At 35.2% G+C, this 12,333-nt stretch carries 9 protein-coding genes and 2 pseudogenes; all 11 read left to right on the forward strand.

Translation table 11 applies throughout. From position 1 onward, the window contains the following. Window positions 1–12 precede the first annotated feature (12 nt). Window positions 13–1,976, forward strand: a pseudogene (locus L3081_RS05345) (RecQ family ATP-dependent DNA helicase). An 81-nt stretch (window positions 1,977–2,057) separates the two neighbouring features. Then, window positions 2,058–2,963, forward strand: coding sequence for a DMT family transporter (locus tag L3081_RS05350; protein WP_242283996.1), 906 nt, complete (start codon window positions 2,058–2,060; stop codon window positions 2,961–2,963). A 305-nt stretch (window positions 2,964–3,268) separates the two neighbouring features. Continuing rightward, the gene (locus L3081_RS05355; protein WP_242283998.1) at window positions 3,269–3,781 is read left to right on the forward strand and encodes a TonB-dependent receptor plug domain-containing protein; all 513 of its coding nucleotides are present in this window, start codon (window positions 3,269–3,271) and stop codon (window positions 3,779–3,781) included. After that, the gene (locus tag L3081_RS05360) at window positions 3,778–4,806 is read left to right on the forward strand and encodes a TonB-dependent receptor (protein ID WP_242283999.1); all 1,029 of its coding nucleotides are present in this window, start codon (window positions 3,778–3,780) and stop codon (window positions 4,804–4,806) included. Before L3081_RS05355 ends, L3081_RS05360 begins: the two co-directional genes overlap by 4 nt. Next, window positions 4,713–5,510, forward strand: coding sequence for a TonB-dependent receptor domain-containing protein (locus L3081_RS05365; protein WP_242284000.1), 798 nt, complete (start codon window positions 4,713–4,715; stop codon window positions 5,508–5,510). The genes L3081_RS05360 and L3081_RS05365 overlap by 94 nt, the downstream gene beginning before the upstream one ends. 700 nt (window positions 5,511–6,210) lie before the next feature. Further along, the gene (locus tag L3081_RS05370; protein ID WP_242284002.1) at window positions 6,211–6,642 is read left to right on the forward strand and encodes a hypothetical protein; all 432 of its coding nucleotides are present in this window, start codon (window positions 6,211–6,213) and stop codon (window positions 6,640–6,642) included. A gap of 364 nt (window positions 6,643–7,006) precedes the next feature. Next, the gene (locus L3081_RS05375) at window positions 7,007–7,576 is read left to right on the forward strand and encodes an ATP-binding cassette domain-containing protein (RefSeq protein ID WP_242284004.1); all 570 of its coding nucleotides are present in this window, start codon (window positions 7,007–7,009) and stop codon (window positions 7,574–7,576) included. A gap of 856 nt (window positions 7,577–8,432) precedes the next feature. Continuing rightward, a complete protein-coding gene (locus L3081_RS05380; RefSeq protein WP_242284005.1) occupies window positions 8,433–8,888 on the forward strand; it encodes a cysteine peptidase family C39 domain-containing protein in 456 nt (151 codons plus the stop codon). Between the two features lie 57 nt (window positions 8,889–8,945). Beyond that, window positions 8,946–9,323, forward strand: a complete 378-nt coding sequence (locus L3081_RS05385; protein ID WP_242284007.1) for a hypothetical protein — start codon at window positions 8,946–8,948, stop codon at window positions 9,321–9,323. Between the two features lie 98 nt (window positions 9,324–9,421). Then, complete coding sequence (locus L3081_RS05390) at window positions 9,422–10,156, forward strand: CPBP family intramembrane glutamic endopeptidase (protein WP_242284009.1); 735 nt, start codon at window positions 9,422–9,424, stop codon at window positions 10,154–10,156. Window positions 10,157–10,598: 442 nt separating this feature from the next. Next, window positions 10,599–12,166 (forward strand): annotated as a pseudogene (locus tag L3081_RS05395) (cytochrome D1 domain-containing protein). Window positions 12,167–12,333: the final 167 nt, after the last annotated feature.

Raw genomic sequence — 12,333 nt, forward strand, 5'->3', positions numbered from 1 at the left:
GTTGAGTTGCAAATCCATAAGCCCGTCTCTAATGTAGTACAGCAATCGCTTAAAACAACGTTTGGTTTTGACGCGTTTAGGAATGGGCAGCAACAAACAGTTGAGCAATTACTGGTGGACATTCAACTTTATCAATATTCCCAACGGGCTCAGGTAAGTCGCTATGTTATCAATTAACGGCTTTACATTTACCGCACTTAACTCTGGTTGTCTCACCGTTACTCGCCTTGATTAAAGATCAATTAGCTTTTCTGGCAAGTAAAGGTATCGGTGCAGCAAGTATTGATTCCACCTTAAAAGGGAGTCAAGCACAAGAAGTGATGACTGCTGTTCGACAGGGGGAAATTAGCATATTGATGGTGTCGGTTGAGCGTTTTAAAAATGAACGTTTCAGACAATTTATTCAATCTGTGCCTGTTTCCATGTTAGTGGTTGATGAGGCGCATTGTATTTCAGAATGGGGTCATAATTTTAGGCCAGATTATTTGAAACTCCCGAGTTACCGTAATGAGTTGAATATTCCGTTAATTTTATTATTAACAGCAACTGCGACGAAGAAAGTAAAATTAGACATGGCAGAAAAATTTGCCATCTCTGATCATCATATTGTGCAAACGGGTTTCTATCGACAAAACCTAGATTTAACCGTATTGCCAGTGAGTAGCGCCAATAAAAATGTTTGTTTAGTTGAGCAAATAAAACAACTACCAGGTTGTGGCATTGTTTATGTCACGTTACAACACAGTGCCGAGCAAGTAGCAATATATTTGCAACAAGCGGGTATTAATGCTTGTGCATATCATGCGGGTTTTGACAGTGATACACGCAGTCAAATTCAAAGCGATTTTATGACAGGTAATATACAGGTTATTGTTGCGACGATTGCGTTTGGTATGGGTATTGATAAAAGTGATATTCGCTTCGTGTTCCATTACGATTTACCTAAATCTATTGAAAATTACTCCCAAGAAATAGGTAGAGCAGGGCGAGATGGCAAACATTCTCATTGTATAACATTAGCGAATTTAGATGGTCTCAATACAGTTGAGAACTTTGTCTATGGTGATACACCGGAATTTAGCTCAATAGAGTATGTTATTGATAATATTAAAGCTGAAACTCAAATAACCCGAGCTGAAAGCAAATGGGAATTGCAGTTAATACAGCTTTCTAACACTAGCAATATTAAACAATTACCGCTTAAAACCTTATTAGTACAGCTAGAATTATCTGGTGTTATTGAACCTCAATATGCTTATTTTGCTGATTTTAAAATAAAACTCTTACACCCTATAGAACAAATACTTTCTGGCTTTAATGATCAAAGAAAGGCATTTTTATCGACTATCTTCAAAGCAACGGCATTTAAAAAAGTCTGGGGAAGTTTGCACTTTGATACCTTATTGCAAGATAAGTCAATTGAAAGGAGTCGTGTCATTTCTGCTTTAGAGTACTTACATGAGCAACAAATGATTGTCTTTCGAAACTTCAGGTATGACGGAAGTGTTCAAGGTGAATAATCATGAACTGAACGATCCTGGATTAACTAAAAATTTAGCGAATTATTTTCTTGATAAAGAAGAGAAAGAAATTAAACGTATTGCCGCACTAGTACGCTTTTTTCAACTTGATTCATGTTTAAGTTACAACTTAAGCCGCTATTTTGATGATAAACAAGCGCCAATACAGTGTGGTCATTGTAGCGTTTGTCGAGGTGCTATTGCACAACTCGAATACTCACAACAAATACCTTGGCCAAGTGATGACATGCTCATTGCAAATGCCGCAGCATTAACTCGTCATTTAGAAGGCAAAATAAATAAACGATTAACGCTCGAAGCTTATTGTCGATTTTTTTCGGCTTGACCATGCCATTGTTTGGTCGCAATAAAGTTAGACAGCTCTCTGGTTTTGCGTCCTGTGAGCAGCAACGATATCAAGCAATTAGAGATAAATTATCACAGCTTGGCTTTTAAAAGTCAGATTCTGAATAACCCACTTAATTTTAAATGATCATGCAATCTAATGATTATTCTACTGAACGAGAGTTACAGTAAATGCTTCTAACGATAAAAAACGCAGTACCTGTCAGTGTTTGGTATATGTTGATCTCAGCTTTAGGCTTTTCTTTAATGGCCGCTTGTGTAAAAGAGGTCAGTGGATTAGGTATTCCTGTATTAGAAATTGTTGCCGCCAGAGCTATTGTTTCTGCCATCATGAGTTATGCTGATATTAAACGTAAAAAAATTCCTGTGTGGGGGCATAATAAAAAGTTGCTAATTGCTCGCGGTACGGTTGGTTCATTTGCGTTGATGTTTGTTTACTATGCGGTAACTACGCTACCATTGGCAGAAGCCACTTTATTGCAATATTTACACCCTGTTTTTACGGCTGTTTTGGCAATATTCTTTTTAAAAGAAACCATACAGCGATCAACCATTGCGTGTATCGTTATTAGCTTATGTGGCTTGTTAGTGATGATTCAACCCAATTTAGCTTTGCTCAATTTAGAAAAACCAAATTTATATTTAGACAGTGCTATTCAATATCCATGGTTAAGCATTGGTCTTGGCGTTTTAGGTGCTTTGGGTAGCGCAGTTGCCTATGTAATTATCAAAAAATTAACGAAAACCGATGACAGTGCGGTTATTATTTTTTATTTCCCTATTGTTGCTTTTCCACTTTCAATGCTCATGTTAGGCAGTGATTTTGTGGTACCAAGTTTAGCTGCGTTTGTTTTATTAATCTTTGTGGGTATTTTTACCCAAGTAGGGCAAGTAGGGTTAACAAAAGCATTGCATTGTGCTGATGCAAACAAAGCTACCGCTTATGCATATGTGCAAGTCGTATTTTCAGTGATTATTGGTTGGGCGTATTTTAATGAAGCACCTATCATAACAACTATTATTGGTGGTGGTTTAATTCTGTTTGGCGCCTTAATAAACATTTTATGGAAACGATAGTTCACATGCAGATCCTGAAGCGCTGAATACTTAACGGATTTGGTTTGCAAATATAAAGCTCAGTCCAATATTTTTTACAATATTGAATGCAATGACTTTGAACATAGGGGTATTTTCTCTCTTATTACCAAAAATTCTTTTTTGATTTAACTGAAAATTATGATGTAGATCTATTTTTGTAAACATAAGACCATCTATCAAGCAAAGTAAGTGGCTCTTTTGACTTAGATCACAAACTTGTTTTTCTATTGCTTTATAAATAGCAGCAATTATTTATAAAAACTTTAGACGAACGGGGTCACAAAATGTTCAATAAATCGTTATTAGGTATCGCACTCGCCAGTGCATTATTGCCGAGTACATACAGTATCGCTGAAGATGATGTTGTTCACCAAGGTATTGATGAAAACATAGAAACTTTGGTCGTTATTGGTAAAACACCACGTAAAGTACAAGATGTTGTTGGAGCTGTGTCCGTAATAAACAGCCAAGATATTGACCAAAAGTTAGTGCATGATGTTGCTGATTTACTTCGCTATGAAGTCGGTATCAGTATGCTTAGCTCTGGTAGTCGCTTTGGGAGTTCGAGTATTGCTATTCGCGGCATATCGGGTAACAGAATCGCAACAGAAATTGATGGTGTACCGGTTGCAGAGCAGTTTAATGTGGGCAGTTATTCAAATTCAGGGCGTAATTACGTCGACCCAGAGTTAATTAAACAAGTTGAAATCTTACGTGGTCAGCGTCAAGCACTTACGGTAGTGATGCTATTGGCGGTGTCATCAGTTTTGTTACTAAAAAACCTAATGACTTATTGAGTCAAACCACTAACGATGTGTATGTTGGTTTAAAAACAGGTTATTACTCAATTGATAATAGTAAGCTTATTTCGCTAAATACGGCTTTTGGGAATGACACTTCAAGTGCACTTATTTCTGCTTCATACCGTAAAGGACATGAATTAGATAGTAATTCAGATTCAGTCATCGCAAGCGATATGCAAAACAATGAGGCTAAGTCGATATTAGCTAAATATTTTTATGCTATTTCTGATAATCAAGAGCTAAGTTTTACCTATGATTACTTTCAACGTGAATCACAAACTGATGTTCAATCAATAGTAGGCTTGGGACGTTTTAGCTCTACCACCGCTTTGTTTGGTGATGATGAAACTAGCCGTGAAAATTTTGTGGTTAACTACGATTTTGTACTTGATGCAGATTGGCTTGAAGGTGGCGTTATTCGCTTTTATGACCAAAGCACAGATACAGAACAACTTACAGATGAAAAAAGAACAGAAACTAGTACAAGAACAGGTATAACCAATGATTTTAGTTATGATCGTGATTTCTTTTATCAGCAAGATATTCAAGGTGTACGGTTAAATTTATATACCAATGCAAGTTCATCCTCGTCAATGCATCATATTGGCTATGGTTTGGAATACAGCAATACAAAGACAAAAGAGTTAAGAGATGGTGTGCAAACTAATCTTGATAGCGGTGTTGCAACCAATATTATTTTAAGCGAAGTCTTTCCTGTTCGAGATTTTCCTAATACAGAAGTGAAAGAATTAGGTATTTATCTGAATGATGAAATAACAATTTCGGGTACCAATTTAACTATTATTCCTGCTATTCGTTATGACAAATATGATCTATCTCCAAAGGTTGATAGCATTTATTTGGCAGACAATCCCGATCAAACTGTAGTTTCTATTAGCGAAGATAGTATATCGCCCAAGTGGGTATGGTTTATCAGCTTGATGATAGTGCTAAGTTCTATGTTCAATATGTTAAAGGTTTTAGGGCGCCACCATTTGAAGATGCTAATATCGGTTTAGACATCCCCTTATTTAAAATGCGCGCTATTCCAAATCCGGACTTAAAATCGGAAACATCCGATGGTTATGAGGTAGGGTATAATTTTGATAGTGAACACCATAAAGTGGACATGGTTGGTTTTTATAATGATTATGATGATTTTATACAAACCAAAGTGAATTTAGGTTTTGATCCCGTTATTGGACGTATTATTTTTCAATCTCAAAATATCGCTAACGCTAAAATTTATGGCGCTGAAGTTAATTATAAATACAATAACCAAGGCTTGCTCAGCAGTAATGATAGTTACAGCGCTTATATTTCCGCTTTTTGGAGTAAAGGCGAAAATCGTGATACCAATCAGCCTATTAACGAAATAGAGCCTAATCACGCGTTATTAGGTGTTGAATGGTTAAATAATGACGAGTCTCTATCGGTTGCGTTTCATGCAAACTTAGTGGCGGGAAAGTCAGATATTGATGATGAAAATGCCGATGATCCAGAGCAGAAATTAGCAAGTACAGCAGGCTATGCAACTTTCGATATTATAGCTAACTACCATATAAATAATCAGTTAACACTGGCCGGCGCTATTAACAATTTAACTGATAAGCAATATTGGCATTGGTCTGATGTTAATGGATTCGCAGCAAGTGATCCTTTACTCGCAACAATGGCAGCACCAGGGATTAACGGTTCTATACAAATAAAATATGCTTGGTAATAGCAATCTCAGTAACTATGTGATCATTTCTACTTGCTAAATCACCAACTATCTCGTTATTTATTTAATCATTAGAACAACTCGTTATTGAAATAAATGCCTTGTATTTGGCAATTTTTTCTACGTATGAAATAGATCACTTGATAAATGAAACAGGTATAGCGCCTTTATACATTAATAAATAAACACAGTTAAAAGCCAATTGATAAACATGAACAGTTGGCTTTTTTGTTTGCCCATCGAAGCCGGCAAACCCGATAGACTGAAAGAAGCCATCGTTTAAGTTCATCAAGGTGAACTAGTAGCGCGATGCCTAATCAATGGTTTGAAGTGCTTGGTTTATATTCAATAGAAGGAGTTAATACAGGATGGCTTGCTTTCTCCGCGTTTAGGAAAGCACGCTAATAAAATAGGGGAATGCAAGAGCCGTATACGAGGTTCGTACTTACGATTCCGTGAGAGGGATGACGGAAAAGCCTCACCCTATCCGATATGTCTAAAACAACGTAATAATTATAAATTTCATTTAGGTATAATTTATATTGAGTTGTTCTATTTTATTTGTTTTTATTTAATTTATTGAAATGTATTGTTTTTGGTTGGGTAGGTTTTTAATGTAAGAATTTTTTTAATAATACAGGTTGACCAGTATAATCTTTTAAAATATATTTCTTGCCAATTCGTAATCAAAGGATTTGATATGTCATTATTTAGAAAGGAAGCTGTTTCCCATCAAAGTGAGCGTTTAACCGGCGCTATAACCTTAGCTCAACCATTATCTATCAAAGTAACGGTATTACTTTTAGTATCAGTTGCCGTTGCTATTATCGCTTTTCTTTTTAATGCTGAATACTCACGAAAAGAAACCGTTCGTGGTTTTTTAATGCCAAATAAAGGTGTTATCAAAAGCTTTGCTAACCAAGGCGACACCATTGAAAAACTTTGGGTTAAAGAAGGTGACAAAGTCATAAAAGGACAGTCATTAGCAACACTATTAGTGCAGCAAAGCAATAGTGAAGGTGTTGATTTGAAAAGCGGTATGCTGTTTGAGGCAGATATTCTGTTAGAACAGCGCACATTAATTGAATGGCTACTCGAACCTATTTACAGCTTAAAAGGTAGAGTAAGTTAACTAGGTAGGTTGGAATTTATTCCGACAACAAGGTAAACATAATTTCAGTGGTATTTTCTGCTGAAAACAAGACTTTTCATAGAAGGTAATAGTATTTATTAATACCTTTTTTAGAAAATAGAGCGACTGACTTTAGTCAAACTTTAGCGAGATAAACTAAAGTCGGTCAATTAACCACTTTTTGTTCTGGTCAAGCCGCATAAGACACATTTATTGTGGAGTTCAGTGTCAGGCTTAAAAGCAGGACTTGTTAAGCTGATTGGCTTGTCGTTAGTGTTGCAACTTTTTACCTTAATGGCTCCATATTAGTAATAACTTTTCTTCTTTAAGGACTTTTTTAAAAGCCCTTTTTACGAGATGTATCATGATTAAATGTAAAAATATTTCCAAATCTTTTGGCAAAAATGAAGTGATAAGTAATCTTTCAGTAGACTTCCCTGTAGGAAGCACTCTTGTTAGCGGTGCTAATGGCTCCGGAAAGTCAACATTATTGTTACTTATTGCAGGTATAGAGTCGCCGGATTCTGGAGCAATAATTTTTTCAGCCCAAGAAAAGAGAAATAAAATCAATAGCTCCATTTCAACTGACTCTATTGTTCCACCAGATGTTTTTACACTAAATGAATTATTTAAGTTGCAAAAAGCTTTTAATGAAACAAATGATAAATTGTTTGAAAGTCTGGTTTTTGAAACAAATTTAGATCGATTTTTGGATTGTAAAATTGGTAATGTTTCTACGGGAACGAAAAAAAAATTTTCAGTTGTATGTGCATTAATTAAAAACTCTAACCTGCTTATGTTAGATGAGCCATTTAATGGGGTAGATAATCACTCTATAGAGGTATTGAAGGAAGTCATCCTAAATGATAAGAGAGATAAAATTATTGTTGAACACCAAAATGTATTACCATTTAACCATTTAGTTTCATTGTGATTTGCGAATAAAAATGATTTCTTTAGCAATAAGAAGAAAAAAGCAATTATTCAAAAAAATAATGCATCTTTATACCGTTTATTATCGATAATAGCATTCTTTTTAGCACCCGTTTTACTAATTTTTACCCCTTTGCCGGGGTACTTGTTAGGTGACGGTGAACACTTAAGCGGAAAGCTGTTTGCTACTTCATTTTTTATTTTCTTGGCTTTTATAGAGTCTTTTGTGTATTGGAATCTTTGGTCTAGAAAAGAATTACTTTATCTAGATTATATACATGGGAAATATAATATGCTCCCTAAGCATATTATGAGTTTTATGCCTTATTGTATATTCTATTTTATCTTCGTGTTCTCCGCCTACTTTAGAGTTTCTATTTCTCTAAGCTCTATAGCGTATGTTCTAACATGCTATTCAATATTAATTTCTGTTTTCATGATTTCTTATAAGATTAAAACCAAATTTGTAGGTCCTAAAATTAAAAAATCTAATCTATTTCTTTTAGTAAAGTTGATCAACCTTTCCTTTAACAGCGGAGTCAAAGTTAGAGCTTCACTTTTGGTTATTACATTAATTCTATCTACAACTTTACAGTTTAAATTGATGGAAGTTAATGTATTGCAGTATTATTTGGCTTTATTTTTCTTTATTATTTCTTTTTTATTTTATTCCTCTTACCAACTGGTAAATATTAACATTGCACTGCATGAAAATTTTTTGAGTTCTATTAGTTTTCGTTTATATCACAGATATCAAAAATCTATGAAATGTTTGATATTTTCTCTCTATTTACTATCAATTCTATTAAATTACCAAGCATTGGTTCTGGATATTATTTCACTATGAGCACCTAACAATGAATCTAAAATTGCCCGAACAACAAATTGAGTTTAAATTGATTAAATCACCACCTGTTATTCTACAATCTGAAATGGCTGAATGTGGCTTAACTTCTATGGCAATGAGCGCCAGTTTTTACAGTCATAAACTCGCTACTCCTTGCATTTTACACTGGGATTTAAATCACTTTGTTGTATTAACAAAAGTTGCGGGCAAAGGAAAGGCGATTAAGTTTTCTATTAACGATCCTGCCGTTGGAAAACGCGTCTTATCTATGGAGGAGTTTGGCCAAGACTTTACAGGTATTTGTTTAGAGTTGACTCCTACCAGTAAATTTGAAGTAAAAGAAGAGCAACCTCAAATGAAGTTCACTCAGTTGTGGAGTTCAATGTCAGGCTTAAACGGGTCTGTTCAAGCTGATTGGTTTATCGCTTGTTTTACAACGATTTGTTTTAAAAAATACTCTCTGTGAATAATATGGCTTAGCTTGATCTTAGCCATATTATCACACGCGATTTATGAGTCTGGAATGAAATCAAAAAAATTTTATATTTGTTGTTTTATAACGTGTTCAATATTTTCTATCTTGGTTAAGGTTAATAGAGAAAAACTGTATGGTATTGATTTATCAATAGATATATTGTTAGGCTCCTCGCCAAGTTTTTTATATTTATTGGGGCTAAGTTCGCTGTGCACAATAATAACAGAGCAATCAAAACCTAAATCTGATCTAAAAGGTTCATTATTATTAATGTTAGGTGCCTTATCCTATGAAATAGAACAATATTGGTTCTCAGGAGTGTTTGACTTTTATGATGTGATTGCAACTTTATTGGCGTTTTTTGTTTTTTTACTTTTCCATATAGATTTTACTCATTTAAAAAAAAGTGAAAGTAATAGTAGATGAATATAAATTTAATCATTCACTGCTGTTTTAGAAAAATTTAAGTTTTGTTGTTAAGCATTTTTTTAGCGCTTTGGGAATTGCCCCCAAAAAGAGGTTATATGAATATATTAGTAAGCAATCATGAAAAGTTTCCTGAATTCTCAGTTTTTGGCACTATTGTTTGGATGTTATTTCTAACACTTGGCATTCAAGGAATACTTGTTTTTATTACTGCTATTAGTATGGAAGTTTTAAAAGGGACAAGTAAGGAGATTGAGCTTGCCTTTATGCGGCCTGACGCTATAGCAATCCTTGGGGTAATAGCTGCGGTGTTGTCTTATCCATTGATAAAAAAAGCCTCTCATCAGCCAGGTAAGTCATTTCCATATGAATTTTTAGCGTTCCAAAGCGTTAATAGAGCAACACTTGCGAAAGTTCTAATGGTAGGCTTTGGTTATTATATCTTTGAGTCGCTTGCAAGTTACATATTATCGATTGACACTCCACAATTTATGCTAGATGTAAAATCGCAAACCCTTTCGGTTTTCGATATGCTGATGTTAGTACTTGGTGTTTGTATTGTAGCTCCTATCGTTGAAGAAGTGATTTTTCGTGGACTTGCGTATGCTCGATTGGTAAAAAGCAGGGCGGGTGTTACCGGAGCAATAATTATCACCAGTTTAGTTTTTACCGTTATTCATACTCAATATGACTTTACCGTTTTAATTATATTGTCCTTGTTTGCCTTTCTACTTGGTTATGTTCGTTACAAAACAGGTAATATTTTTTATTGTATAGCCATTCATATGCAAATAAATATATTGTCAACAATTGAATTGTTCGCTTTTTTGTAAGTCAAATAGATTACTATCTGAGCTTTAATGATGATTACTCACCTTAATTTTTTCTACGTATAAAATAGATCATTTAATTAATGAAACAGGTATAGCGCCTTTCTACATTAATAAATAAACACAGCTAAAAGCCAATTGATAAACATGATCAGTTGGCTTTTTTGTATTGATAAAATTTAGTACTAATATTTTATTGACCTTGATCAACATGTCTAACTAATAATCCATATTAATTTTAAAATTTGATCTAAATCACATAATTAGATCGAAAATAAGCAGATAGTTACATTTAGAAACATTTAGTGCTTGGTTTATCGATAGCACATCTATGAATACACAATTACAACACGTAAACAAAATAAATTCGGGAGAGTAACTGATGAAACATATTAAACATAGCCTTTCAGCACTTGGTTTAGCTATTGGTATGGCGGTCGGTGGAATGAGCTTATCACTATCGGCAGCAGAGCCTACGTTGTCTGAAGCTGATTATGAGCAAGCAAAACTACAATACTTTCAGCGTTGTCTTGCCGGATGTCATGGCACATTACGTAAAGGTGCAACAGGCAAAAACCTTGAACCTGAAAACACGTTAAAAAAAGGTCAACAACGTTTAGAAAAAATTATTGCGCTAGGTACTGAAGGCGGCATGAATAACTTTGATGATCTGTTCACTAAAAAAGAAATTGCCAACATGGCAACCTTCATTCAAATGGAACCACCAGTACCACCAGAAATGTCTTTAGAGCAAATGCGTTCTTATACTAAAGAATACGTAGCCCCAAAAGATTACCCAACCAAGCCAATGCATGGTTTGAACTGGGAAAACTTTTTTGTTGTTATCGAGCGTGATGCAGGTACCGCAGCAATTGTTGATGGTGACACTAAAAAAATTGTAACGCATATTGATACAGGTTACGCGGTTCATGTAATTAAAGGCACCGAACACCATAAAGTTGAACATGCAAAAGATGTTGGTCGCTTTTGGTACACCATTGGTCGTGATGGCAAAGTAAACAAAATTGATTTATGGCAAAAACCTGAAAAAATGCTAGTTGCTGAAACTAAAATGGCATATGACGCCCGTGATATTGCTGTATCAGGTGACGGGAAATATGTTATTCCGGTGGTTACTGGCCGGCGCATTTTGTAATTATGGATGCCGAAACTTTAAACCCGCTTAAAGTTGTTTCAACACGTGGTTATAACACCAAAGGTGAATTCATTAATGAAGCTCGTGTAGCGGCTATTTATACTTCGCCAAATACTTCATCATTTATTGTTGCTGTTAAAGAAACAGGTCAAATGCTACAAGTGGATTATAAAGATTTAGACAATTTAACTATCACCAGTATTGCTTCAGCAGAATTTTTACACGATGGTTTCTTTGATCCAACTGGTCGTTACTTCCAAATCGCAGCCAATGCATCAAATAAAATGGTTGTTGTCGATACCAAAGAACGTAAATTAGAAGCAATGATTGATGTTGATTCATTGCCTCATCCTGGCCCTGGAGCTAACTGGATAGATGAAAAATGTGGTCCGGTTGCGGGGACAACGCATTTAGGCATCGGTTTAGTGTCTGTTTGGGGAAATGATCCCATGGGACATCCCGATGATGCATGGAAGCTATGTTATGAAGTAGAAACAGATGGCGCAGGTGTATTCATTCGTACCCATGAAACTTCACCGTACGTTTGGGCTGATCAATTGAAACACCCAGAACCAGAAGTACAACAGTCAGTACAAGTTTTTGATAAGAAAACTCATGAAATTGTGAAAACTATCCGTGTAACAACCGAACCAGGTAAAGCGGCACTTCACATGGAATTTAACGATGATGGTAGTGAAGTTTGGGTGTCTGTATGGAACCGTAAAGATGCGAAAAACCCAACAGGTGAAATCGTAGTTTATGATGCCAAAACCCTGAAAGAGAAAGCACGTATTAAAGGCTTAACTACACCAACAGGTAAGTTTAATGTTTATAACCGTTCTCACCACAAAACTTAAGGTAACTATTCATCTTGTCGCTGTATAGCCCAATTTAGGTGTCAAAAGTACTCACAAATTCTTCGGGAAAGAATTTGAACAACAGGATATTGGCCCGTAGGGTGGAGTACAGGGATGTACGGAGTAATGACTAACGTCAACTCCGTGCTTTTCCTTTAAATTGAACC

Origin of the sequence: Colwellia maritima, assembly GCF_022669015.1 — a bacterium.
Classification (GTDB): Bacteria; Pseudomonadota; Gammaproteobacteria; order Enterobacterales; family Alteromonadaceae; genus Colwellia; species Colwellia maritima.

Excerpts from the sequence above, each read along its gene's own strand:
- L3081_RS05350 (WP_242283996.1), top strand. The coding sequence starts at position 2,058 with ATGCTTCTAACGATAAAAAACGCAGTACCTGTCAGTGTTTGGTATATG.
- L3081_RS05355 (WP_242283998.1), top strand. The coding sequence starts at position 3,269 with ATGTTCAATAAATCGTTATTAGGTATCGCACTCGCCAGTGCATTATTG.
- L3081_RS05365 (WP_242284000.1), top strand. The coding sequence starts at position 4,713 with ATGGTTTATCAGCTTGATGATAGTGCTAAGTTCTATGTTCAATATGTT.
- L3081_RS05370 (WP_242284002.1), top strand. The coding sequence starts at position 6,211 with ATGTCATTATTTAGAAAGGAAGCTGTTTCCCATCAAAGTGAGCGTTTA.
- L3081_RS05375 (WP_242284004.1), top strand. The coding sequence starts at position 7,007 with ATGATTAAATGTAAAAATATTTCCAAATCTTTTGGCAAAAATGAAGTG.
- L3081_RS05380 (WP_242284005.1), top strand. The coding sequence starts at position 8,433 with ATGAATCTAAAATTGCCCGAACAACAAATTGAGTTTAAATTGATTAAA.
- L3081_RS05385 (WP_242284007.1), top strand. The coding sequence starts at position 8,946 with ATGAAATCAAAAAAATTTTATATTTGTTGTTTTATAACGTGTTCAATA.
- L3081_RS05390 (WP_242284009.1), top strand. The coding sequence starts at position 9,422 with ATGAATATATTAGTAAGCAATCATGAAAAGTTTCCTGAATTCTCAGTT.